A 24,854-nucleotide genomic window follows, 5' to 3' on the forward strand; every position below is an offset into this window, starting at 1 on the left:
TTTATCGACACGTCTCACGGAGTTGCCATGAAAGCGAAGACCCTCGCCGCTCTTGTTCTCGCGAGCGCAGCGTTGACCGCCGTTCCAGCGCTCGCGGACGAATGCAGCGCGGGCCCGCTGCCATCGAACGCAGTGCACGACATGCACGACACGCCCGCCGTTCATGCGATGAACGCGACACGCCGCACGCACGACATGCCCGACGCCGGCACCTCCGCGGTGGGAGGCGCCGATGCGTACAAGACGCAGTCGGGCAAGCGCGAGCAGCACGACAGCATCGATGCGTCGTATCGCGGAGGCTGATCAGTCGAGCGTGATGCCGTCGAAGCGATGTCCGCCGAGCGGGCTGATCAGATAGCCGTGCACGCGCTTCGATATCGGCTGAAAGATATTGGCGTGCGCGAGGGGCGTGTACGGCACCTGGTCCTTGAAGACCACTTGTGCTTCTTCATAAAGTTTCGTGCGCGCGTTCTGATCGGTGATGAGGCGCGCTTTCGCGAGCAGATCGTCGAACTGCCTGTTGCACCACTTCGCCATGTTGCTGCCGTGAACCGCGTCGCAGCCCAGCGTCGTGCCGAGCCAGTTGTCGGGATCGCCGTTGTCGCCGAGCCAGCCGTAGAGAATCGCATCGTGCTCGCCGTTCGTCTTCGCGCGCTTGTTGTACTCGGCCCATTCGTAAGTGACGATGTTCGCCTTCACGCCGATCTTCGCCCAGTCCGATTGAATCAGTTGCGCCATCAGACGCGCATTCGGGTTGTAGCCGCGCTGCACCGGCATCGCCCATAGCGTGATCGTGAAACCGTTCGGAAAGCCGGCTTCCTTGAGCAGCTCCTTCGCCTTCGCGGGATCGCGCGGTGCGTCTTTCAACGCCTTGTTATACGACCATTGCGAAGGCGGCATCGGATTTGTCGCGATGGCCGCCGCGCCCTCGTACACGGTCTTGATGATCGCCTGCTTGTCGATCGCCATGTCGAGCGCGCGGCGCACGTTCACGTTGTCGAGCGGCTTATGCGTCGTGTTGTAGCCTACATATGCGACGTTGAAGCCGACGCCCGACAGCACCGTGAGTTTCGGGTCCTGCTTCGACGCGGCGATGTCGGCGGGGCGCGGGAACGACGTCACCTGGCACTCGCCGTTCGACAGCTTTTGCTGGCGCACGGCGGCATCGGGCGTGATCGAGAAGACGAGCTTGTCGATATGCACGTCTTTCCGGTTCCAGTAAGTCGGATTCGCGTCGTAGCGGATCGTCGCGTCCTTCTGATAGTCGCGGAACACGAACGCGCCGGTGCCGACCGGCTTCTGATTGAGGTCTTCCGGCTTGCCCTGCTTCAGCAATTGCGCGGCGTATTCCGCCGATACGATCGAAGCGAATTCCATCGCGATGTTGCGCACGAACACGACATCCTGCGTCTTCAGCGTGAAGCGCACGGTGTAGTCGTCGAGCTTGTCGACGGATGCGATGTTCTTGTCGTAGCCGAGATCGGTCAGATACGGAAAGCTGACCGGATGCGCCTTCTGGAACGGCTCGTTCGGATCGATCATGCGCCGGAACGTGAACACGACATCGTCCGCGTTGAAGTCGCGCGCAGGCTTGAACCACGAGGTCGACTGGAACTTCACGCCGCGCCGGAGATGAAAGGTGAACGTCTTCGCATCGGGCGACTCATCCCACTTTTCTGCGAGACCGGGCACGAGATCGAGCGTGCCGCGCTTGAATTCGACGAGCTGGTCATAGACGGCGTGCGCGCCCGCGTCGAAATCGGTGCTGGTCGTGTACTGCGCGGAATCGAAACCGGCGGGACTGCCTTCGGAACAGAACACGAGCGTTTTGCTCGCGGCCGATGCCGTTTGCGAGCTCAGTGCGCATGCGGTCAGGAGAGAAACAGCAAGAAGTCGGTGCGTCGAAATCATTTTTCTTGTTTGCTCGGAAGAGTGGGCGAGCCGCCTCGCGGCGGGCGTGGGCCATACTCTACCAAGCAAACGTTCTGCGAGCTCGCTACATCGAGCGCAACGCGAAGCGCTTGAGCTTGCCCGTTTCGGTGCGCGGCAAGGCGTTGAGGAAGGTCACGACGCGCGGATACTTATAGGGCGCGACGTTGCGCTTCACGAAGTCCTGCAATTCGGCGATGAGCGCATCGTCGCCGTTGAAGCCGGGATTGAGCACGACGAAGGCCTTCACCACTTGCCCACGCGTTTCATCGGGCACGCCGATCACGCCGCATTCCGCCACCGCTTCGTGCTGCATCAGCACGCTTTCGACTTCCGGCCCGGAAATGTTGTAGCCTGCCGACACGATCATGTCGTCGGCGCGTGCCTGATAGAACACGTAGCCGTCTTCATCGATCACGACGGAATCGCCGGGCAGATTCCAGCCGTCGCGCACGAACTTCGCCTGACGCTCGTCGGCGAGATAACGGCAACCCGTCGGGCCGCGCACCGCGAGCTTGCCGATCGTGCCGGGCGGCACGGGCTGCATCGCATCGTCGACGGCTTGCACGACATAGCCCGGCACAGCGCGTCCGATCGCATGTTCGCGCACGTCCGCGCCCGCCGACGAGATGAAGATATGAATCATCTCGGTGCCGCCGATGCCGTCGATCATCTCGATGCCGCTCGCTTCGCGCCATGACGCGCGCGTGGAGTCGGGCAGCGCTTCGCCCGCCGACACGGTCTTCTTCAGGCTCGATACGTCGTAGCCTTTGATGAGCGGCGCCATCTGCCGATAGAAGGTCGGCGCGGTGAACATGATCGTCGCGCGATGACGCTCGACCGTCTGCAACAGCGTTTCGGGCGTGAGCTTCTCCAGCAATACCGTCGATGCGCCCACGCGCAGTGGAAAGCACAGCAGGCCGCCGAGACCGAACGTGAACGCGAGCGGCGGCGTGCCGCAGAACACGTCGTCGGCGGTGGGCTTCAGCACGTGCCGCGGGAAGAGATCGCACATCGCGAGCACGTCGCGATGAAAGTGCATGCAGCCTTTCGGCGCACCGGTCGTGCCGCTCGTGAAGGCGATGAGGCACACGTCATCGGCGGCGGTATCGCAGGCATCGAAATGATCGGACTTGTCGCGCGCAAGCGATTCGAGCGAGCTGGGCGCGTCGTCGTGAAACGTGAGGACTTGCGCGAGGCCTTCGCAATGAAATTCGTCGTCTTTCGTCTCGCAGCGCTTCAGCTCTTCCGTCAGGCGCACATCGCACAGCGCCGCCGATATCCGCGCCTTGTCGATGATCTGCTTCAACTCCTTCGCGCGCAGAAGCGGCATGGTCGGCACGACGACGAGGCCCGCCTTCAACGCCGCGAAGAACGCGACCGCCATCTGCAAGGTATTCGGGCCGCGCAGCAGCACGCGATTGCCCGGACGCAAGCCCATTTCATCGACTAGCACGTGCGCACTGCGATTCACGAGCGCGCGCAACTCGCGATAACTCGTTGCATGCGGCTCGCCGTTCGCTTCGGACCAGATCGCGGGGCGCTCGCCATGTCCGCTTTCGATCGCGCGATCCAGCAGTTCCGTCGCGCAATTGATGCGCGCGGGGTAGGCGACATCCGCGTGGTCGAGCATGAACACCGGCCACTGTTCCTGCGGCGGCAGATGATCGCGCGCGAATGTATCGACGTGTGCTGACCGTTCCATCGTGCTCTCCGCTTAGTCGGGGATGACAGCCGTGGCTTCGATTTCCACCAGTGCATCGTCTTCGATGAGCGCGACGACCTGCACCGCGCTCATCGCGATGTCGTAATCGCCGATCAGCTCGCGGAACGCCGCGCCGATTTCCTTCGCCGCCGCGAGATAGGCGCGCTTGTCGGTCACGTACCAGGTCATGCGCACGAGATGCTCGGGTCTGCCGCCCGCTTCGCGCAGCACGGCCACGATGTTGCGCAAGGCCTGCGCGGCTTGCGCGCCGAACTCCTTGCCGACGAAGCGCGCCTCGTCGTCCCAGCCGATCTGACCGGCGATATACACCTGCGTGCCGCGCACCGCGACGCCATTCGCGTAGCCGCGCGGCTTGATCCAGCCCGAAGGCAGAAGCGTCTTTTTCATGAACGTGTCTCCTCTTGCAATGCGCGGCTCGTGCCCGGCGCGAACTGCTCGATCGCGCGGGCAATGTCGCCGGGAATGTCGATCGAGCGGCCATCGTCGAGCGATGTCGTCACCAGTACCTGCTTCGCGCGAAAGCGCACTTCGCCATCGCAATGACAGACGATGTCGATGCGGATCGAGCGATGTCCGACGGAATCCACCGCGAGCGACAGCGTCACCGTCTCGCCCATGCGGCTCGGCCGCGAAAAATCGCAATTGAGCTTCACGATGGGAAGCCCGACGCGGCGCACGGAAATCATTCTCGCGTAGTCGATGCCGAGCGCTTCGTTGAACCAGTCCTCGACCAGCACGTTCGTCATCACGAGGTACTGGGGAAAGTAGACGATTCCCGCCGGGTCGCAGTGCGAGAAGCGCACGCGCATCGGCATGTCGAAGGTTCGCGTCATCGTTGTTGTTCTCCATGCGCTTTGAGCAAGTCGCGTCCGACGATCAACTGCTGCACTTCGGTCGCGCCTTCATAGATGCGCAGCGCGCGTATCTCGCGATACAGCGATTCCACCACGGTGCCGTGCTTCACGCCGAGGCCGCCCCATAGCTGCACGGCGGCGTCGATTACCTGTTGCGCGCCTTCGCTCGCGTGCCATTTCGCCATCGCGGCTTCGCGCGTCACACTCTCGCCCTGATCGCGCAGCCACGCGGCGCGATAGACGAGCAGCGCGCTCGTATCGATGGTCAACGCCATCTGCGCGAGTTTGGCCTGCGTCAATTGAAAGTCGCCGAGCGTCTGGCCGAACATCTTGCGCGATGCGGCGCGATCGAGCCCTTCCTGCATCGCGTGACGCGCGAAGCCGAGCGATGCGGCCGCCACCGACGTGCGGAAGATATCGAGCGTGCGCATCGCGATCTTGAAGCCTTCGCCCGCTACGCCGAGCATCTGGGTGCGTGGCACGCGCGCGTCGGTGAAGCGCAGGCGCGCGAGGGGATGCGGCGCGATCACGTCGATGCGTTCGGCGATATGCAGACCCGGCGTGTCCGCATCGACGATGAACGCGCTGATGCCGCGCGCGCCCGGCGCTTCACCGGTGCGCGCGAACACGACATAGAAGTCCGCGATGCCGCCGTTAGAGATCCACGTCTTCTCGCCGTTGAGCACCCACGCATCGCCATCGGCGCGGGCATCGAGTGACATCGCCGCGACGTCCGATCCCGCTTCGGGTTCCGATAGCGCGAACGCCGCCAATGCGGTGCCGTTCGCGACGCGCGGCAGATAGCGCGACTTCTGTTCGTCGGTGCCCGCGAGCGAGATCGCGCCGGAGCCGAGACCTTGCATCGCGAACGCGAAGTCCGCAAGGCCATCGTGCTTCGCGAGCGTTTCGCGCAGCAGACACACCGCGCGCGTGTCGATCGTATCGTTCGACGCGCCATATCGTGTCCCGCCGATGCAATGCCTGAGCCATCCCGCCTCGCCGAGCATGCGCACGAGACGCGTGCAGGCCGCGTCGGTATCGTCATGATCGATGTGCTTCAGATGCGCGCCGGCCCATGCATCCGCGTCGCGCGCGAGTTCGCGATGCCGGTCATCGAAGAAGGGCCAGGCGAGCGCGCTGTGCAGATCGGCGTTCAAATCAGTCTCCTTCGAAGACAGGGCGCGACTTCGCCGCGAACGCGCGATAGGCGCGTTCGAAATCGCGTGTGCTCATGCAGATGGCTTGCGCCTGCGCTTCCGATTCGATCGCTTCGTCGATGCTCATGCTCCATTCCTGATGCAGCATCTTCTTGGTGATGCCGTGCGCGAACGTCGGGCCCGCGACGAGTTCGGAGGCGAGCTTCGCGGCTTCGTCGAGCAAGGTTTCGGGCGCGCACAGACGGTTGTAGAAACCCCAGTCGCGGCCTTCTTCGCCGCTCGCGGCGCGGCCCGTGAAGAGCAGTTCCGCCGCGCGTCCCTGGCCGATGATGCGCGGCAGAATCGAGCACGCGCCCATGTCGCAGCCCGCGAGACCGACGCGCGCGAACAGGAATGCGAGCTTGCTGCGCGACGTGCCGAGACGCATGTCCGACGCCATCGCGAGAATCGCGCCCGCGCCCGCGCACACGCCATCGACGGCGGCGACGATCGGCTGCGGGCAATGACGCATCGCCTTGACGAGATCGCCCGTCATGCGCGTGAAGAGCAGGAGCTCGGGCATCGGCAGATCGATGAGCGGCGCGATGATTTCGTGCACGTCGCCGCCGGAACAGAAGTTATCGCCCGCGCCGTGGATCACGACGGCTTTCACATCGGTCGCATAGGCGAGGCGGCGAAACAGGTCGCGCAACTCCGCATACGATTCGAAGGTCAGCGGGTTCTTGCGCTCAGGCCGGTTCAGCATGATGGTCGCGACGCCGTTCGTCACGGTCCAGCCGAAATGCGTCGCGCGATAGTCCGCGAGCGTGATGCGGTTGCCGGCGAGAAGCGCGTCGGCGGCGGATGAGGTCATCGTTGTCTCCTTCAGTCCTTCAGCGTCTTCATCAGATGCTGCTTCAGCTTGCCGAGCCGCTGATGCGTCTGCGATTTTTCATTGAGTTCGAGACCGCCGAACATTTCGACGACCCATTGCTCGTGCGCGCCCGCCATCTTGTCGAATGCGGCGCGGCCTTGCGGCGTGAGCCGCACGCTCGTCGAGCGGCGATCGTTCGGATCGGTATAGCGCGATACCAGTCCTTCCTTTTCGAGTTGATCCGTGATGCCCGTCACGTTGCCGCCCGTGACCATCATGCGGCGCGACAGCTCGGTCATCTTCAGGCCTTCGGGATGACGTTCGAGCTGCGCCATCAGATCGAAGCGCGGCAGCGTCGTATCGAATTCGGTGCGCAGGCGCTTGCGCAATTCGGCCTGCACGAGGTTGGTCGTCGTCAGCATGCGCAGCCACAAGCGCAATCCCATGTGGCTGTCGGCGCCCGTGCTCATCTCCAGATCGACGACGTTGTCCGCCGGTTTCTCCACGCCCTTGCGCGGCGCTTTCTGCTCCGCTGCGGCGTTCGTCTTCTTGTTGCCCGCGATATTGCTCACGTGACTTCTCCACCGGATACGGATATCGATTGGCCGTTCATTGAATCGGAGCCGGGCGCGCAAAGCCATAACACGGCGTTGGCGACTTCGTCCGGCTGCACGAAGCGGCGCTGCGGGTTGTTGCGCACGAGCGCATCGCGTGCGTCCTGTTCGCTGCGCGAGGTTTTCGACATGATCTGATCGAGCGATGCGCGCAGCAGTTCGGTTTCGGTGTAGCCCGGACACACCGCGTTGACCGTGACGCCTTTGGTCGCGACTTCGGCGGCGAGCGCGCGCGTGAGACCGATGACGCCATGCTTCGCCGCGCAATACGCGGCGACATACGCATAGCCGATCTGTCCCGCCGTGCTCGCGACGCTGACGATGCGGCCATACCCGCGTTCGAGCATCGAAGGCAGCGCGGCGCGCGTGCAGAAGAACACGCCGGTGAGGTTCACGTCGAGCATGCGTTGCCAAAGTGCCGCGTCGGTATGCGCGAAGGGCGCGGCTTGCGCGTGGCCTGCGTTGTTCACGAGGATATCGACCGGACCGGCGCGCGAGAAAGCGTCATCGACGGCAGCTTCGTTCGTTACGTCGACGCCGATGCATGTGACGCCGGCGTAGTCGCGCATCGCTTCGCGTTGCGCTTCGAGGCGCGCGATATCGCGGCCCATCAGCGTGACGCGCGCGCCCGCGCGTGCGAGCGCCAGCGCGCAAGATGCGCCGATGCCGCTGCCTCCGCCTGTCACGACCGCGTGTTGATCGGTGAGCGCTGTCATGATCAGACCGTTCCTTCCGCGCGTTGCGCGCGTTCTTGCGGCGTGAGGCGCGCATTGTCGGCGGCCATCGCGCGTTCGCGTTCCAGATTGCGTTCGAGTTGCGATTTGGCGGCGGCGTATTGCTTCGGCCACGCGACATCGAAGTAACCGATCTTCGCGGCTTCGTTCAGCGTCCACGACGGGTTCGCGAGATGCGGGCGCGCCACCGCGCACAGATCCGCGCGTCCCGCCGCGATGATGCTGTTCACATGATCCGCCTCCGATATCGCGCCGACCGCGATCGTCGCGATGCCCGCTTCATTGCGGATGCGATCGGCGAACGGCGTCTGGAACATGCGGCCGAACACCGGCTTTTCCTGCTTGCTGACTTGCCCCGACGACACGTCGATCATGTCCGCGCCCGCGGCCTTGAACGCGCGTGCGATCTCGACGGCGTCATCGGGCGTCGTGCCGCCGTCGACCCAATCGTGCGCGGAGATGCGAACGGACATCGGCTTGTCTTGCGGCCATGCGGCGCGCATCGCCTTGAATACTTCGAGCGGATAGCGCAGACGGTTTTCGAGCGCGCCGCCGTATTCGTCGATGCGATGATTCGTCAGCGGCGACAGGAAGCCCGACAGGAAATAGCCGTGCGCGCAGTGCAATTCGAGCCAGTCGAAGCCCGCCAGCGCCGCCATTTCCGTCGCGCGCACGAATTGCGCTTCGATCTCGCGCAGCTCGTCATGCGATGCTTGATGCGACCATTGGCTCACGCCTTGCAAATACTGTTGAGGAGAAGCGGAAACGAGTGGCCAATTGCCATCGGGAAGCGGCTGGTCGATGCCTTCCCAGCTCACGCGCGTCGATGCCTTCGCGCCCGCATGGCCGAGCTGCATGCCGATCTTCGCGTCCGATTGCGCATGCACGAAATCGACGATGCGCTTCCACGCGGCAAGATGTTCCGGCGCATACATGCCCGGACATCCCGGCGTGATGCGCGCCTCGGGCGAGACGCAGGTCATCTCGGTCATCACGAGCGCGGCGCCGCCCATCGCGCGCGCGCCCAGATGCATCAGGTGATAGTCGCCCGCGATGCCGTCGACGGCGGAGTACTGCGCCATCGGCGAGACGACCACGCGGTTCTTCAGCGTGACGCCGCGCAGCTTGAACGGCGTGAACATCGGCGGGACGGAGCGTTGCTGCGCGTCGCGTTCGATACCCGCGCGCCCGGCGAGCCAGTCTTCGAACGAAGCGAGATAGCGCGCATCGCGTTCGCGCAGGTTTTCATGCGAGATGCGCTGCGAACGCGTGAGCAGCGAGTACGCGAACTGCTCGGGCTCGAACGACGCGTAACGGTCGACGTGCTCGAACCATTCCGTCGAATTGCGCGCGGCGTTCTGAATGCGCAGCACGTCGACGCTGCGGACCTGCGTGTAATGCGCGAGCGCGCCTTCAAGATCACCCTCTTGCTTCGCGAACGCGGTGTCGACGCTGTTCGCGAGCTCGATCGCATCTTCGAGTGCGAGCTTCGTGCCGGAACCGATGGAGAAGTGCGCGGTGTGCGCGGCATCGCCCATCAGCACGACGGGCGTGCGCTTGCCGTTCGCGTCATCGCGCCAATGCACCCATTCGCGATTGACCACGCGCGGAAAGCGAATCCATTGCGCCGAGCCGCGCAAGTGCGTGGCGTTCGAGATGAGCGCGTGGCCGTCGAGATACTTCGCGAACAGCTTCTCGCAAAAGGCGATGCCGTCTTCCTTGCTCATGTCCGCGAGGCCGGCCGCGCGCCATACGCGCTCGGGCGCCTCGACGATGAACGTCGACGTGTTCTCGTCGAAGCGATACGCATGCGCCTGAAACCAGCCCCATTCGGTCTTTTCGAAAGCGAAGGTGAACGCGTCGAAGCACTTGTGGGTGCCGAGCCACACGAAGCGGCAGTCGCGCATGTCGATATCGGGTTGATAGGTCGACGGGTATTTCTGACGGATCGCGCTGTTCAAACCGTCGCTCGCGATGATGAGATCGGCGTCGTAGTCGTCGTCGTTCGTGACTTGCGTTTCGAATACGAGCTTCACGCCGAGTTCTTCGCAACGCGCCTGCAGGATATTCAGCAGACGTTTGCGGCCGATGCCGCAGAAGCCGTGACCCGAGGAGCGGACCGTGCGGCCGTTGATGTGCACCTCGATGTCGTCCCAGTGATTGAAGGCATCGAGGATGGCGTCGGCGCTGTGCGGGTCGGCCGCGCGCAGGTTGCCGAGCGTCTGGTCGGAGAAGACGACGCCCCATCCGAAGGTGTCGTACGGGCGGTTGCGTTCGACGACGGTGATGTCGTAACCGGGGTGGCGGTGCTTCATCAAAAGCCCGAAATACAGGCCCGCCGGGCCCCCGCCGATGCAGACGATGCGCATGCTTGCTCTCCGACTCGTGTCTCCCTGAGTCGATAATTTAGGTTTAGATAGTTTAGATGTCAAGTAAAATGCGATGCGGGGCCGAGATGCGGGGTCGAATCGATGCGATCGCAGTTTCGGTGCGGCGATGCGGCAACCGACCGACGGACTTCTTTGGTTATGTGTTTATTCGGATAACTAATTGTATGGACAATGCGGCCGCTTTCCAGGACTAGGGAAAGCGTGCCTGTTGACGTTACCGCCTGTCCAGCGAGTATCGGCCAGGCCCAGTGGCGGCGAGTAGCAAGAGCCCGCCCATGATGCTGAGATTTTTATAGAAGTTGATCATGTTCGCGTACTGCTCCATGCCTGTCATGGTCCAGTAGTGGTGGCCGATCAGCGCGGTGCCTAGCGTATAGAGTGCGAGCAGCAAGGCGAGCGGACGAGTATAGAAGCCGATGACGATCGCAATACCCACGACGAGTTCCATCACGACGGCGATGATCGCGGAAAGCGTCGGCGCGGGCGCGCCGACTGAACCCATGTAAGCGACCGTGCCGGAGAACCCCACTAGCTTCTGCCATCCGAAGAGGACGAACAGAACCATCATCAGCAAGCGCGCAAGCAGAAACAAGGCGTCCTTGCGTTGCTCGAAAGAGAAGTAGCGCATGGTGGATTCGACCTCGTATGAAGAGATATGTCACTCGAACAGCCTGGCGGCCCTCTCGGCAACGTGCTTTCCCTGATAGCGCTCGATGTCGGGTTTCTTCTGCTTCCGTCGGCTCCGGCGAGCGTGGCGGCGCCATTCGGCGCACCACGCTCTTGTTTTTCACGCGATCGCAGCGCACTGGAAATAAGCCTGCAATCCAATATAGGCGATTTATCTCGCGTGGACACGACCGTCTCCGGCACCGGAGAAGCCTGGGTCCGGAAGTTCGCGACGCGGCCACGTGCACTGGCTTCCTGAGTTCGACGTCTACCGGAGATGCTCCAGCATCTGGTAGTACCACATGCCCGCGGCCAGCAGCGGATTGCCGATCACGTCGCCCATCGGCACACGGATGTGGCGGCACGCCGCGAACGTATCGAAGCGCGTGAGCGTGCCCGTGATCGCCTCGGCCATGATTTCGCCCATGATGTGACTCGTCGCGACGCCATGCCCCGAGTAGCCCTGGCAATACCACACGTTGGGCGAGAGCTTGCCCAACTGGGGAATGCGATTGACGACGATGCCCATCGCGCAGGTCCACTGATAGTCGATGCGCACGCCCTTCAGGCGCGGAAAAGTCCGCTTGATATACGGCAGCAGTTCCTGCGCGACATCGCGCGACGTGTGGCCGGAATAATTCGCGCCGCCGCCGAACAGCAGACGCCCGTCGGCGGTCATCCGGTAGTAGTCGAGCACGAAGCGGCAATCGTAGACGGCGAGATCGTGCGGATTGATCCGGCGCGCGCGTTCGCCCAGCGGCTCGGTAGCGACGATGCCGCCCATCGCGGGAAAGATCTTGCCTTCGAGCTGGCGGCGTTCGAGCTTGTGATGCACATCGCCCGCGAGCAGGATCTGGCGCGCGTTGATGCGCCCGCGCGGCGTCACGACGGCGGGCTTCGCACCGTGCACGATGTCGAGCACCTGCGAGTGCTCGAAGATCAGCGCGCCGAGGCTTTCGGCGGCGCGCGCCTCGCCGATGCACAGGTTCAGCGGATGCACGTGCATGTTGCGCGTGTTCTTCAGCGCGCCGAGATACAGGTCGGTTTCGAGCTGCGCCTTCACGCCGTCGCGGTCGAGCAGTTCCACCGATGCGCCCATGCCGCGCCGCTGCGCTTCCTCGTAACTCGCTTCGAGTTCGCGCAGATGCGAAGGCTTCATCGCCGCATGCAGATGCCCGTGCTTCAGATCGCACGCGATGCCATAGCGCCGGACACGCGACTCGATGATGTCGTGCCCGCGCCAGCGCAGCCACCAGATGAAGTCGTCGACATCGTCGCCGAGCGTGGCGCGCATCTGCTTGCGCATCGCGTTGTCACCGGACAGGCTGCCCGTGACCTGCCCGCCGTTGCGCCCGCTCGCGCCCCAGCCGATCTTGTTGGCCTCGACGATGGCGACCTTCAGTCCGCGCTCGGCGAGCTCGACGGCGCTCGCGATGCCCGTGAAGCCGCCGCCGATGATCGCGACATCGACCTGATGCTCGCCTTCGAGCGTCGGGTAAGCGGTCTCGCGATCGATCGTCGCGGTGTAGTACGAAGGGCTGCGTTCGGGTGCAGCCGCATGAAGGGGAAGTGCTGCGTTCATGACAGTTTTCCGTTGATGACGATGACGATCAGGCCTGGTTCAGATACCAGCGCCAGTCCTGCTCGCCGACTTCGCCCATGAACTGCCGGTACTCGGCGCGCTTGATCGCGAGAAACACCTTCAGGAAGGCCGCGCCGAACATGTCCTTCGCCCACGGCGAGCGTTCGAGCGCATCGAGCGCGCTCAGCCAGTCGGTCGGCAGCAGCGTGTCGGCTTGCGCGTAGCCGTTGCCTTCGACGGGCGCGCCGGGATCGAGCTTCTCGCGCACGCCATAGTGCGAAGCCGCGAGAATCGCCGCGGCCGCCAGATACGGATTGGCATCCGCGCCGCACACGCGATGCTCGACATGCCGGCTCGGCGCGGGACCGCCCGGCACGCGCAGGCTCACCGTGCGGTTGTCGACGCCCCAGGTTGGCGTAAAGGGCGCGTAGCTGTTCGCCTGAAAGCGCCGGTACGAGTTCGCGTTCGGACAGAACATCAGCATCGAGTCGAGCAGGCCGTGCAGCATGCCGCCTACCGCGTGGCGCAGCATCGGCGTGCCGGCCTTGTCTTCGGAAGCGAACAGGTTCTTGCCCGCCGCGTCCGCGAGGCTCACGTGCATGTGCATGCCCGAGCCGGCGATCTCCGCGAACGGCTTGGCCATGAAGCACGCGCTCATGCCGTGCGCGTTCGCGACGCCTTTGACGATGCGCTTGTAGCGCACGGCGTGATCCATCGCTTCGAGCGCGGGACCGTGCTCCAGCGTGATTTCGACCTGACCCGGCGCATATTCGGAGATCGCGGTGCGCACGGGAATGCGCTGCTCGCGGCAGGCGTCGTAGAGATCCTTCAGGAACGGCTCGATCTGTTCCAGTTCGCGCAGACCATAGACCTGCGTCGCGTGCGGGCGGCGTCCGTCGGTGTCGAGCGCGGGCTGCGGGCGGCCTTGCGCGTCGGGCCGCGCATCGAGCAGATAGAACTCCAGCTCGCACGCCATCACGGGATACAGCCCGTCCGCTTCGAGACGCCCGATGATGCGCCCGAGCAACTGGCGCGGATCGGCGACGCCCGCGGGCAGGCCTTCTTCGGGATGCATCTGCACCTGAACGGCGGCGGTCGGCAGCTTGCGCCACGGCAGGCGCACGAGACTGCCCGGCAACGGATACGCGCGGCAGTCGATGTCGCCGACATCCCACACGAGGCCGCTGTCCTCGGTGTCGTCGCCGTTGATCGTCAGATTCATGATGGCGCTCGGCAACGGCCGGCCGCTGCGATACACCGCGAGCAACTCTTCGCGATGCAGCAGCTTGCCGCGCGGCACCCCGGCGGCATCGACGATGAAAAGCTCGAACAGATCGATATCGGGATGCTGTTCGAGAAAGGTGAGGGCTTCCTGTTCGGGGGCGAATGTCATGGGCATGGCGGTGCTCTTGGCGCGCGAGCGCGTGCGTGGTCCTCCGCGCGATGCGGACGGCCGGAATCGATAAAAGGGGTGTCAACTCAAGCGGTTGCCCGCGGGTCCGGGCGCGACGGAGGGCGTGCGTGGCGGCAATGCCAGATCGCCCAGAACGCGAGGATCACGTTCGAAAGCGGATTGAGCCGGGCTGCTTCGAGGCGCGTGTGCCGTCCCGCGGTAACGGGGCGGAGCGTGTCGGTGTTCATGAATGCCTCGAATTCTTCGGCTGGCGTGTGGGTTGTAGGGCGCGCAATGCGCAGCATTGTCCGCTGAGCGTTGCGCGGTGATGTGGTGATGTCGACCTGCGCATTCAATCTACTATGCATAATTTAAAATTGCAATGCGTTAAAATACGTCGCTATTTCTGCGCAAAACAAAGAATCGACGTACGCGTGACCGAGCGGTACGCCGCCGTGCGGTCCGGCTGCCACCGCTGCGCTGCGCGATGTTTCTGTTAACCTCTTGCGTTTGAAGCAACCGACCTCTCACCATGCCGACATCGACACTCGATCCTCTCGACTTCCAGATCGTCCGTGAACTGCAGGAAGACGGGCGGCGCGCATTCCGCGAAATCGCCCGCAACGTCGACGTGCCGGAAGCCACCGTGCGCACGCGCGTCAAACGCCTGCAGGAACTCGGCATCCTGCAGATCCTCGCGTTCACCAATCCGTCGAAGCTCGGTCATGCCAAGCTGGCGCTGCTGTTCGTTGAAGTCGATCCGCAGGATCACGATCGCGCCGTCGACAACCTCGGGCGCTGGTCCGAAGTGAGTTACCTGTCGACCATGCTCGGCGGCGCGGACCTGTGCGTACAAGTGCTATGCCGCGACGACGAAGGCCTGTTCGCCTTGCAGCAGCGCATTCGCGCGTTGCCCGGCGTGCGCACCGTGCGGACGATGCACGAGGTCAAGGTCCACAAGATCCGGTTCACGATTCCGCCTGTCGAAGCAGAGGAATAACGTCGTTCTCGACGTTGCGCAAATCAGACGTTAAAAGTTCGCGCATTGCGCGATCGTCCGGCGCCAAAGTGGCGCACTTCGTTCGCCGGACGCCATCGTCTCTTCCCCGCTTTTTTTATCTCTCCGGCCCGCCGAGCCTCGCACGGGCGCTGGCGCTCGCCTCTCGCATGCGATGTCGAAGCCGCGCCGCCGCGCCGCCCAGATTCGGTGCATGTCGCCCTCAATCTGCGCAAAAATAAAAATACAAGGCTTACAGATACGCAATGCGCAGTACTTAGGGTAAAAAAGTATACACACGCGCAATTTGAGCGCTTAGGATTCACTCATCGCGAGCTCGCCGTCGTTCAACCCCGAGATGAGAGTGACATCCATGCGAACAGCCTTTCCAGACGCCACAGTCCCTGTGGCCGCTGTATCAGCACGCCGGCGGCAAGACGGAGCCGCTTTGCCGCGAGCCTCGCGCATTGCCGGTTCCCCGCAATCCACGGGAGAGGCGTGCGCGTCTCGTCGCCCGATTCCCACGCCGCAGCAGGGAGAGCGATGATGAGCGTTCAAGAAGAAATCCTGTCGGCACCGGACGGCGTGCGCGACGCGACGGCGGAGACTCAGGTGTCCACACGACACGAGCTGCACCGCAATCTGACGTGGAAGGATGCGTTCTGGGTGACGAGCGGCGTTCCGGTCGGCGTGCTTTTCACGATCGGCGGCGTGGCGGCGACCATCGGCCAGCCGGCCTGGCTGGTCTGGGTGCTGGCGATCCTGATCGGCTTCGCGCAATGCTTCACCTACGCGGAAATTTCCGGTCTCTATCCGCATAAATCGGGCGGCGCGTCGGTGTACGGCGCGCTTGGCTGGGTGCGCTACAGCAAGTTCGTCGCGCCGGTATCGGTGTGGTGCAACTGGATCGCGTGGTCGCCGATGCTCGCGCTCGGCACGAGCCTCGCGGCGGGCTACATGCTGAGCTGCCTGTTCCCGCCGGATGCCGCGATCAATACCTGGCACCTCACGCTGGTCGATCTCGGTTTCATCACCAAAGGGCTGACGCTGCGCATCAACGCGACCTTCCTTCTCGCGCTCGTCTTCCTGCTGATCGCGTTCAAGCTGCAGCACGCGGGCGCATCGGCGGCGGCGAAGACGCAGCGCATCCTCGGCGTCGCGTCGCTTGCGCCGCTGCTCGTGGTTTCGCTGGTGCCGCTCATCACCGGCGACATGCCGTCCACGCACTTCCTGCCGATGCTGCCGCTCACGCACGACGCGTCCGGCGCGGCGGTGATGGGCCACTGGAACGCGGCGGGCGTGAGCACTGCGATGGGCGCGATGTTCCTCGCGTGCTGGTCCACCTTCGCGTTCGAAACGGCCGTCTGCTATACGCGTGAATTCCGCGACCCGCAGAAGGACACGTTCAAGGCGATCTTCGCGTCAGGCCTGCTGTGCCTCTTCATGTTCATCGCGGTGCCGATCGCGTTTCAGGGCGAGCTCGGTCTGAAGGGCATGCTCGCGCCGAGCGTCGTCGACGGCTCCGGCGTCGGCGCGGTGATGGCGGGCTTCGTCAATGGCGGGCCGGTGGTGTTCAACGTGATCGTCGTGATGATGGTGCTGTCGATCCTGCTGCTCGTGATGACCTCGATGATGGGCTCGTCGCGCACGCTGTATCAGGCATCCGTGGACGGCTGGCTGCCGAAGTATCTGTCGCACGTGAACGAGCACGGCGCGCCGACCCGCGCGATGTGGACCGACCTCGGCTTCAACGTGATCCTGCTGCTGATGTCCGACTACATGACCGTGCTCGCGCTGTCGAACGTCTGCTACATGATCTTCGTGTTTCTCAATCTGCAGTCGGGCTGGATCCACCGGCTCGACCGCGCGGACTGGCCGCGTCCGTATCGCTGCCGCAACTGGCTGCTCGGGCTGGGCGCGCTGTGCGGTTTCGTCGATCTCGCGTTCGTCGGCGCGGGCGCGAACTTCCAGGGCGAGAACACGCTGCGCAACGGACTGATCGCGATGCTGCTGATCGTGCCCGTGTTCTGCTTCCGACATTACATCCAGGACAAGGGCCGCTTTCCCGAGTCGATGCGGCGCGACATCGAATTGCCGCATCCGCGCGCCGGCATCCTGCCGTATCTCGCGCTCGCCGCGGCGGTGGCTGTCGTATGGATTTCCGCGAAGCTGGTCGTGATCACTTAAGCCCGAACTCATCCCCCGATCCGCATGACCTGTAGCAGTGCGTCCGGCGACCGCCGGGCGCACTGACGGGGGACTGTTTTCGCCGAATTTCCGATTCAACCTGCAACGAGCGAGACAATCATCATGACGACCCCAAGCGCCGCCACCCTGAGGTGGCCCAATACGAAATCGACGGCGGTGTCGCTGACTTTCGATGTCGATGCCGAAGCCGGCTATCTCGGCGAGAGCCCGACTTATGCGCGCCGCCTGACGAGTCTCTCCGAAGGACGCTTCGGCGTGGTGCGCGGCGTGCCGCGCATCGTGGAGCTGCTGCGCCGTCATCGCATTCATGCGACGTTCTTCGTGCCGGGCTTCACAGCCGAACAGCATCCGCATCTCGTCGACATGCTGCTGAAGGAAGGGCACGAGATCGGCCATCATGGGCACATGCATCTGCGCAGCGACCGGGTCTCGGCAGACGCGCAGGCCGATGAAATGCGCCTCGGCCTCGACGCACTGCGCCGCGCGGGCGCGCCGAAGCCCGCGGGCTATCGTTCGTCGTCGTGGGAACTGACACCCGAGACCTTCGACCTCGTGCTCGACAACGGCTTCGTGTACGACTCGAGCTGCATGGGCGACGACCGCCCGTACTACGAAAGCTGGAACGGCCGCTCGATCCTGGAGCTGCCGGTCCACTGGTCGCTCGATGACTATCCGATGTTCGGGTGGACCATCGACAACGGCGGCAACTTCACCGCGCCGCGCACGCTGGTCGATACCTGGCTCGCCGAGTACGAATCCGCACGACGAGACGGACGCCATACGACCTTCACGATGCATCCGGAAGTGATCGGACGCGGCGCGCGCTTCGATCAGCTCGAACGCTTCGTCGAACGGCTCGTCGCCGATGGCGACGTGTGGTTCGCGCGGCTCGATGAAGTGGCGCGCCATGTGTCGCCGCAACTCGAACGGGTGGCGGCATGAGCGTCGTGTTCCGTTCGACCCCGACCGAACCCGCCGCACGCGGCCGCGAATTCGGCGCGGCGCACGCGCGTCGAATTCATGCGGGCGTCGAGCGCTATCGTGCGCTGTTCGAACGCGCCGCACAGCGTCCGTTCGATCTCCACGCGCTCGGTGCGCAGGCGCTCGACTGCATCGCGCGCTTCGCGCCGCTCTTGCATGCGGAGATCGCGGGCATGGCCGAAGGCGCGGACATCGACGTGCGGCTGCTCGGCGCGCTCAATGCGCGCACCGAGATTCTCGCGGCGCTCGGTGCGAGCTTGCGCGGCGAATGCTCGACCGTCGTGCAGATCGACGCCCACAGCGCGCATGCGGTGGCCGTGCAGACCTGGGACTGGTACGCCGAATTCGCCGATCAATGGCTGACGTGGGAGATTCCCCACGCCGACGGCCGCGTCACGACGACGGTGACGGAGTTCGGCATCGTCGGCAAGGCGGGCGTCAACGATCGCGGCATCGGCGTGCATTTCAACATCCTGCACCACGAGCGCGATGGCGCGGGCATCGGCGTGCCGGTGCACGTCGCGTCGCGCTGGTTGCTCGATACCTGCGGCGATATCAACGAGGCGCTGCAACTGCTCGCATCGGCCGACGTATCCGCATCGTCGTCGCTGACGGTGATCGCGGCCGCCGACGACAGCAGCGCGGCGGTATCGGTCGAACTGCATCCGGGCGGACCCGGCTTCGTGTTCCCGAACGCCGATGGACTGCTCGTGCATACCAATCACTTTCTCTCATCGCCGGCCGCGGCGGGCGACACCGAGCCGCGCCAGTATCCGGACACGCTGGTCCGCCACGACCTGCTCACGCGCAGGCTCGGCGGCCGCGCGAAGCTATCCGCGCCGCAGGTGATCGGCGCGATGAACAACCATCTCGGCGCGACCGGGGCGGTGTGCTGCCATCCCGATCCTGCATCGCCGGAGAGCGGCCAGTACGCGACGCTCGCGACGATCGTCATCGACGTGGCGAGCGGCACGCTGCGCGCGCTGCGCGGCGGCCCGTGCCATCACGTTCGACTGCTCGCGGCAGCCTGATTTCTTCCATCACACAGACAACAAGGAGTTCGCCATGCTCAAACTCAAGCGCATCGACAACATGGACATCCTGACGCCCGACGTGCAGCGTCTCGTCGACTTCTATCACGGCACGCTCGGTCTCGCGTTCTTCCTGCCGTATCAGCCGGACGAGCATTGGGCCGCGCTCGAAATGGGCAACGTGACGCTCTATGTCTTCCGCACCGAAGACACGACGCCCGTCGCGCGCCGCACGGCCGTGAACCTGAAGGACAAACCCGGCTTCGATTCCTTCGCGTTCGAAGTCGATAACCTCGATGATGCGATGCGCGCGCTCGACGGCAAGGTGCAATGGGTCACCGACGCGCCTATCGAATGGCAGCACCCGAACGGCACGCATTATCGCTATCGGCCGATGTTCGATCCGGACGGCAACATGCTGTACGTGACCGAGCCGCACAAGGTCGCGGCCTGAGAACGGGAGTGACGCATATGAATCAGGCAATCAGGCGCACGCCCGCGCGTCACGCACCCGAAACGGTGCTCGCGCTATCCCCCGCGGCGGGGCGTCTCGACGGGCGCGTCGCGCTCGTCACGGGTGGCGGACGCGGCGCGGGACGCGCGCATGCGCGGCTGCTCGCGTCGCGCGGCGCGGCAGTGGCGATCGTCGATATCGACGCCGACGTGGCGCGCGCGACCGCCGAAGAAATCGAAGAGGCGGGCGGCCGCGCGCTCGCGCTGAGTGCCGACATCACGCGCCGCGATCTGGCCGAGCGCGTGATCCACGAAGCGGCGGAGCGCTTCGGCGGCATCGATATTCTCGTGCACAACGCGGGGATGATGTATTCGCTCACCGGCCTCGAAGACACGAACGACGCCGACTTCGACCGCCTGCTGTCGATCAACGTGCACGCGCCGCTCTTTCTCACGCGGGCCGCGCTGCCGCATTTGCGCGAGAGCCGCGCGCCGCGCGTGATCTTCATCAACTCGCAGTGGGGACAGGTGCCCGATGGCCACTCGTACGGTTACATGGTCGCGAAGGCCGCGCAACTCGGCCTGATGAAGACGATGGCGAAGGAGTTCGTCGGCGAGGGCATTCTCGTGAACGCCGTGACGCCCGGCGCGATTCTCACGCGCATGGTGCCGGACGAATACATCGAAGGCGAGCAGAAGGCGATTCCGCTCGGCAGGCTCGCGCATCCGGAAGAGATCGCCGGCACGGTCGCGTTCCTCGCGTCCGACGAAGCGGCGTTCATCGCCGGTCAGGCGATTCCCGTGAATGGCGGCGCGCTCGTCGTCGGCATCTGAATACACTTATCACGCATCAGAGGTTTCCATGTCCACGCAATTTCCCCTGCGCTCGCAAGCCGAACTGGCGATGCGCCGTCAATGGTTCCCCGTTGCCCGCTCCGTCGACCTGGCGACGCCGCAAAGCGCGACGCTGCTCGGTCAGCGCCTCGTCGTGTATCGGACCGAGTGGGGCAAGGCCGTCGTGCAGGACGCGCGCTGTCCGCATCGCGGCGCGGACTTCGCGCTCGGCAAGGTGCACGGCGAGAACATCGCGTGTCCGTATCACGGCTGGCAGTTCTCGGCGGAGAGCGGCAAGTGCACGCATGTGCCTTCGCTCGAAGACCAGTGCAAGATTCCGCCGCAAGCCGCGATCCGCACCTATCGCACGATCGAGCGCTTTGCGCATGTGTGGACCGTGCTCGAAGAGCCCGTCACCGATCTCTACGACCCGGCGCACTGGCGCGATCTCGAACTCGACTGGCTCGCCGCGACGCCGCTCGAATCGCCGACGGGCGTCGCCGTCGCGATGGAAAACTTCCGCGACGTCGCGCATTTTCCGTTCGTGCACGAAGTGTCGATGGGACCGTCGAAGCACGTGGTCGAGCCGTTGAAAGTGCGGCGCGAAGGACTCGACATCTGGATGGAGCGTCCGCTCGACGCGGGCGACGGCGACTGGGCCAACGACGGCGACTGCATGATGTTCTATCACTGCAGCGCGCCGGGCATGGCGTCGATCACCTATGACTACGAGCGGCTCGGCAAGCGCATCGTGGTCGGCTTTCCGTCGCCGGTCGCGTATGACCAGGTGCGCATCTTCTGGGGCGTGGCCAACGAGCGCGGCTATCGCGGCGCGGATCTGGAAGAGTGCCTGCGCATCGAGGAGATGGTGTATCTGGAGGACATGCCAATCGCCGCCGGCATTCAGCCGCGCGAGATCGACTGGGACGGGCGCTACGTCGAACATTCGGTGCCCGCGGATCTGTTCACACTGAATTATCGCCGCGCGTTCCGCGAGTTCATGGAGCGCGCGAAGCAGCCGGCAGCGGCATTCGACGCACAAGCGAAGGCGGAGACGGTATGAACGCGCGCAACACGGAGCTCGATGTGCAGATCACCGGCATGCGCATCGAAGCGGACAGCGTGATCTCGCTGGAGCTGCAACGGCCCGATCGTTCGGCGCTGCCCGCGTGGACGGCCGGCTCGCATATCGACCTCGTGTTGCCCTCGGGTCAGACACGCCAGTATTCGCTCTGCGGCGAGCCGGACGACACGCGGCGCATGCGCATCGCCGTGCTGCTCGAACCAGACGGACGCGGCGGCTCGCGCGAAGTACACGGCCTGCGTCTCGGCCAGCACGTGAAGATTCGCGGGCCGCGCAACGCGTTCGAGCTGCAGCCGGCGGATTCTTTCCTGTTCGTCGCGGGCGGCATCGGCATCACGCCGATCCTGCCGATGATCCGCACCGCGAAGCGAGCGAACGCCAGATGGCGTCTGCTGTATGGCGGACGCTCGCGGGCGTCGATGGCGTTCGTGCCCGAGCTTGAAGGGCTGGGGCGCGAGCACGTCGAGATCCTGCCCGCGGATGAAGTCGGCCTGCTCGATCTCGACGGCATCGTTGCGAAAGCGGCTGCGGGCGCGGAGGTCTACGGCTGCGGTCCCGCCGCGCTGCTCGATGCGCTCACGGAACACTTCGCGGCGGCGGGGCTGAGCGAGCGTCTGCATATCGAGCGCTTCGGCGCGGCGCCTGTCGTGGCGGCAAGCCAGGACGGCACCTTGCGCGTGATCCTCGCGCGCAGCGGCGCGACGGTCGACGTGCCGCATGGCTGCTCGGTGATGCAGGCGCTGCGCGATGCCGGTCACGAGGTGGCTTCGTCGTGCGAGCAGGGCGTGTGCGGCATGTGCGAGACGCGCGTGCTGGACGGCGTGCCGGATCATCGCGACATGCTGCTGAGCGAGAGCGAGCGGCAACGCGGCAACGTGATGATGGTCTGCGTATCGCGCGCATTGACGCCGACGCTCACGATCGACATGTAGTCGAGGTCCGCTCGGTGGAGCGGATGACGAACCTTCATAAGATTAGTCATGCAAATCAATGTAATCGTGGGAATCACGGCTGATCGCAGCAAGATCGGTTTGCACTGGTCGCATGCGGTCGGCGAAAAGTATATCGATCCGATCGCCGATGGCGCGGGAGCGCTCGCCGTCCTGTTGCCCGCGCTCGGCGAGCGGCAGCCGGTCGACGCGGTGCTTTCCTGTGTCGATGGTCTGCTATTCACGGGCAGTTATTCGAACGTGGAACCGCACCGCTATGGCGGCGCGGCGAGCGCGCCCGGCACCTTGCACGACCCGCATCGCGACGCGACCGCGCTGCCCTTGATGCGGGCGGCAATCGAGCGCGGCGTGCCCGTGCTCGCGATCTGCCGCGGCTTTCAGGAGATGAACGTGGTGTTCGGCGGAACGCTGCATCAGGCGGTGCACGATGTCGGCGGTCTGCTCGACCATCGCGAGGACAAGGCCGATCCCATCGACGTGCAGTACGGCCCGGCGCATGCCGTGCGCATCGAAAGAGACGGCGTGCTGCATGCGTGCAGCGGCATGACCGAAGCCGTCGTCAATTCACTGCACGGTCAGGGCATCGCGCGCCTGGGAGACGGGCTGAGCGTCGAAGCCACCGCGCCGGATGGACTGATCGAAGCCGTCAGCGTGAAGTCGGCGCGCGCGTTTGCGCTCGGCGTGCAATGGCATCCGGAATGGCGGCACGCGGACAACGCGTTGTCGACGGCGATCTTTCGCGGGTTCGGCGCGGCATGCCGTGAGCGGCGGCAAAAGAAGGACGAAGCATCGATTCGCGCCGCGCTCGATGCCGGCGCGCTGTTCGCCAGGACCTGACCGATGGAACTGCGCGCACTGCTACGACTGACAACCGAAACGAAGATGGGATGGCTCCTTGCATGGAAACGGAAACCAAAGACCTGAATGACTGGCAGGCGCTGCGTGCGACGCTCGCCATCGAGGGACGCGCCTTTATCGATGGACGATATCGGCACGCGCGCAGCGATGAAACGTTCGATTGCGCGAGCCCGATCGATGGCGCGTGGCTCGCGCACATCGCCTCATGCGGCTTGGCCGACGCCGACGATGCGGTAGCGGCCGCCCGCCGCGCATTCGACGCGAACATATGGGCCGGCCTGAATCCGCGTGCCCGCAAGGCGATCCTGCTGCGCTGGGCCGCGCTGATCCGCGAGCACGGCGACGAACTCGCGCTGCTCGAAACGCTCGATGCCGGCAAGCCGATCGCGGATACGACCAGCGTCGACGTGCCCGGCGTCGCGTATTGCATCGAATGGTTCGCGGAGGCCATCGACAAGTTCGGCGGCGACATCGCGCCCGCGGATCATCACCTCGTCGGTCTCGTCACGCGCGAGCCGATCGGTGTCGTCGCTGCCGTCGTGCCGTGGAATTTTCCGCTGCTGATGGCCGCCTGGAAGTTCGCGCCCGCGCTCGCGGCCGGCAACAGCGTCGTGCTGAAACCATCGGAGAAGTCACCGTTGACGGCGATTCGTGTCGCGCAGCTCGCGCTCGAAGCGGGCATCCCGCCGGGCGTGTTCAACGTGTTGCCCGGAAACGGCGACGCGGGCAGGGCGCTCGCGCTGCATCGCGGCGTGGACTGCATCGCGTTCACGGGATCGACCCCGGTCGGCAAGCGGATCATGCAGTACGCCGCTGAGTCGAACCTCAAGCGCGTGTGGCTCGAACTCGGCGGCAAGTCGCCGAACATCGTGCTGCCCGATTGCCCCGACATGGACCGCGCGGTGAAGACCGCCGCGAGCGCCATCTTCTACAACATGGGCGAGATGTGCACGGCGGGTTCGCGGCTGCTCGTGCATCGCGACATCAAGGAGGCGTTTCTGGATCGGCTGGTGAATGCGGCGCGGCGCTACGCGCCGGCCAACCCGCTCGATCCGGCTACCGCGATGGGCGCGATCATCGATCAGTCTCAACTCGACCGCGTGCTCGGCTTCATCGAGGCAGGGCGGCAAGAGGCGAACCTCGTGCTCGGCGGTTCGCGCGCGCAGGTAATCGACGGCGGCTTCTATATCGAGCCGACCATCTTCGATACGACCGACGGCAACGCACTCATCGCACGCGAGGAGATCTTCGGGCCGGTGCTGTCGGTCATCACGTTCGACACGATCGATGAAGCCGTGCGCCTCGCCAATGCAAGCGACTACGGACTGGCCGCCGCAGTGTGGACCGCGGACCTGAACACCGCGCACGACGTCTCGCGCAGGCTGCGGGCGGGCACCGTCTGGGTCAATTGCTACGACGAAGGCGGCGACATGAACTTTCCGTTCGGCGGCTATCGGCAGTCGGGCAATGGCCGCGACAAGTCGCTGCATGCGCTCGACAAATACACCGAACTCAAATCCACCTTGATTCGCCTCGCCTGACCTTACCCAAAAGCCGGAG

Annotated in this window: 24 protein-coding genes; 11 read left to right on the forward strand and 13 right to left on the reverse strand. The window is 64.6% G+C overall.

The features are described 5' to 3' along the window. Positions 1–27: 27 nt before the first annotated feature. Positions 28–303 (forward strand): hypothetical protein, encoded by a 276-nt coding sequence (locus U4Y90_RS28185; protein WP_321799569.1) that lies wholly within the window; start codon positions 28–30, stop codon positions 301–303. Here U4Y90_RS28185 and U4Y90_RS28190 read toward each other — a convergent pair whose 3' ends face one another. From U4Y90_RS28190 to U4Y90_RS28250, 13 genes are all read right to left on the reverse strand, one after another. Further along, positions 304–1,911 (reverse strand): ABC transporter substrate-binding protein, encoded by a 1,608-nt coding sequence (locus U4Y90_RS28190; protein WP_321799571.1) that lies wholly within the window; start codon positions 1,909–1,911, stop codon positions 304–306. Positions 1,912–1,996: 85 nt separating this feature from the next. Beyond that, entirely contained in the window at positions 1,997–3,634 is a 1,638-nt protein-coding gene (locus U4Y90_RS28195) for an AMP-binding protein (RefSeq protein WP_321799573.1), read from the reverse strand. Positions 3,635–3,646: 12 nt separating this feature from the next. Further along, positions 3,647–4,042, reverse strand: coding sequence for a RidA family protein (locus tag U4Y90_RS28200; protein ID WP_321799574.1), 396 nt, complete (start codon positions 4,040–4,042; stop codon positions 3,647–3,649). After that, the gene (locus U4Y90_RS28205; protein WP_321799576.1) at positions 4,039–4,488 is read right to left on the reverse strand and encodes a thioesterase family protein; all 450 of its coding nucleotides are present in this window, start codon (positions 4,486–4,488) and stop codon (positions 4,039–4,041) included. The genes U4Y90_RS28200 and U4Y90_RS28205 overlap by 4 nt, the downstream gene beginning before the upstream one ends. After that, a complete protein-coding gene (locus tag U4Y90_RS28210; protein WP_321799578.1) occupies positions 4,485–5,666 on the reverse strand; it encodes an acyl-CoA dehydrogenase family protein in 1,182 nt (393 codons plus the stop codon). The genes U4Y90_RS28205 and U4Y90_RS28210 overlap by 4 nt, the downstream gene beginning before the upstream one ends. Before the next feature lies 1 nt (position 5,667). After that, positions 5,668–6,519 carry an enoyl-CoA hydratase family protein gene (locus U4Y90_RS28215; protein WP_321799579.1) on the reverse strand — a complete coding sequence of 284 codons (852 nt, stop codon included), beginning with the start codon at positions 6,517–6,519 and terminating at the stop codon, positions 5,668–5,670. 11 nt (positions 6,520–6,530) lie between these two features. After that, positions 6,531–7,091 carry a MarR family transcriptional regulator gene (locus tag U4Y90_RS28220; protein ID WP_321799580.1) on the reverse strand — a complete coding sequence of 187 codons (561 nt, stop codon included), beginning with the start codon at positions 7,089–7,091 and terminating at the stop codon, positions 6,531–6,533. Further along, positions 7,088–7,849 (reverse strand): SDR family NAD(P)-dependent oxidoreductase, encoded by a 762-nt coding sequence (locus U4Y90_RS28225; RefSeq protein ID WP_321799582.1) that lies wholly within the window; start codon positions 7,847–7,849, stop codon positions 7,088–7,090. The genes U4Y90_RS28220 and U4Y90_RS28225 overlap by 4 nt, the downstream gene beginning before the upstream one ends. Before the next feature lie 2 nt (positions 7,850–7,851). Then, positions 7,852–10,236 (reverse strand): bifunctional salicylyl-CoA 5-hydroxylase/oxidoreductase, encoded by a 2,385-nt coding sequence (locus U4Y90_RS28230; RefSeq protein ID WP_321799583.1) that lies wholly within the window; start codon positions 10,234–10,236, stop codon positions 7,852–7,854. A gap of 235 nt (positions 10,237–10,471) precedes the next feature. Beyond that, positions 10,472–10,885, reverse strand: coding sequence for a DoxX family protein (locus U4Y90_RS28235; protein ID WP_321799585.1), 414 nt, complete (start codon positions 10,883–10,885; stop codon positions 10,472–10,474). A 306-nt stretch (positions 10,886–11,191) separates the two neighbouring features. Further along, positions 11,192–12,505 (reverse strand): FAD-binding oxidoreductase, encoded by a 1,314-nt coding sequence (locus tag U4Y90_RS28240; protein WP_321799587.1) that lies wholly within the window; start codon positions 12,503–12,505, stop codon positions 11,192–11,194. Positions 12,506–12,533: 28 nt separating this feature from the next. Continuing rightward, complete coding sequence (locus tag U4Y90_RS28245) at positions 12,534–13,904, reverse strand: glutamine synthetase family protein (RefSeq protein WP_321799589.1); 1,371 nt, start codon at positions 13,902–13,904, stop codon at positions 12,534–12,536. A gap of 80 nt (positions 13,905–13,984) precedes the next feature. Beyond that, the gene (locus tag U4Y90_RS28250; protein WP_321799591.1) at positions 13,985–14,146 is read right to left on the reverse strand and encodes a hypothetical protein; all 162 of its coding nucleotides are present in this window, start codon (positions 14,144–14,146) and stop codon (positions 13,985–13,987) included. Between the two features lie 284 nt (positions 14,147–14,430). On the opposite strand from U4Y90_RS28250, the gene U4Y90_RS28255 reads away from it, so the two are divergent. The 10 genes from U4Y90_RS28255 (at position 14,431) to U4Y90_RS28300 (ending at position 24,835) form a co-directional block, all read left to right on the forward strand. Further along, entirely contained in the window at positions 14,431–14,898 is a 468-nt protein-coding gene (locus tag U4Y90_RS28255; protein WP_321799592.1) for an Lrp/AsnC family transcriptional regulator, read from the forward strand. A gap of 540 nt (positions 14,899–15,438) precedes the next feature. Continuing rightward, positions 15,439–17,082: an APC family permease gene (locus U4Y90_RS28260; protein ID WP_415749421.1), complete on the forward strand. Its 1,644-nt coding sequence runs from the start codon at positions 15,439–15,441 to the stop codon at positions 17,080–17,082. 123 nt (positions 17,083–17,205) lie between these two features. Next, a complete protein-coding gene (locus U4Y90_RS28265; RefSeq protein WP_321799594.1) occupies positions 17,206–18,045 on the forward strand; it encodes a polysaccharide deacetylase in 840 nt (279 codons plus the stop codon). Beyond that, the gene (locus U4Y90_RS28270; protein WP_321799595.1) at positions 18,042–19,115 is read left to right on the forward strand and encodes a C45 family peptidase; all 1,074 of its coding nucleotides are present in this window, start codon (positions 18,042–18,044) and stop codon (positions 19,113–19,115) included. Before U4Y90_RS28265 ends, U4Y90_RS28270 begins: the two co-directional genes overlap by 4 nt. A 34-nt stretch (positions 19,116–19,149) precedes the next feature. Beyond that, entirely contained in the window at positions 19,150–19,569 is a 420-nt protein-coding gene (locus U4Y90_RS28275) for a VOC family protein (RefSeq protein ID WP_321799597.1), read from the forward strand. A gap of 17 nt (positions 19,570–19,586) precedes the next feature. Then, entirely contained in the window at positions 19,587–20,402 is an 816-nt protein-coding gene (locus tag U4Y90_RS28280) for an SDR family NAD(P)-dependent oxidoreductase (protein WP_321799599.1), read from the forward strand. Positions 20,403–20,430: 28 nt separating this feature from the next. Further along, on the forward strand, positions 20,431–21,465 hold the full coding sequence (locus tag U4Y90_RS28285) for a Rieske 2Fe-2S domain-containing protein (protein WP_321799601.1): 1,035 nt from the start codon (positions 20,431–20,433) through the stop codon (positions 21,463–21,465). Further along, entirely contained in the window at positions 21,462–22,418 is a 957-nt protein-coding gene (locus tag U4Y90_RS28290) for a PDR/VanB family oxidoreductase (protein ID WP_321799603.1), read from the forward strand. The genes U4Y90_RS28285 and U4Y90_RS28290 overlap by 4 nt, the downstream gene beginning before the upstream one ends. A gap of 48 nt (positions 22,419–22,466) precedes the next feature. Beyond that, positions 22,467–23,273: a gamma-glutamyl-gamma-aminobutyrate hydrolase family protein gene (locus tag U4Y90_RS28295; RefSeq protein WP_321799605.1), complete on the forward strand. Its 807-nt coding sequence runs from the start codon at positions 22,467–22,469 to the stop codon at positions 23,271–23,273. 62 nt (positions 23,274–23,335) lie between these two features. Continuing rightward, a complete protein-coding gene (locus tag U4Y90_RS28300; protein WP_321799606.1) occupies positions 23,336–24,835 on the forward strand; it encodes an aldehyde dehydrogenase in 1,500 nt (499 codons plus the stop codon). Positions 24,836–24,854 lie beyond the last annotated feature (19 nt).

The sequence above is a fragment of the Caballeronia sp. J97 genome, assembly GCF_905220305.1.
Lineage (GTDB): Bacteria > Pseudomonadota > Gammaproteobacteria > Burkholderiales > Burkholderiaceae > Caballeronia.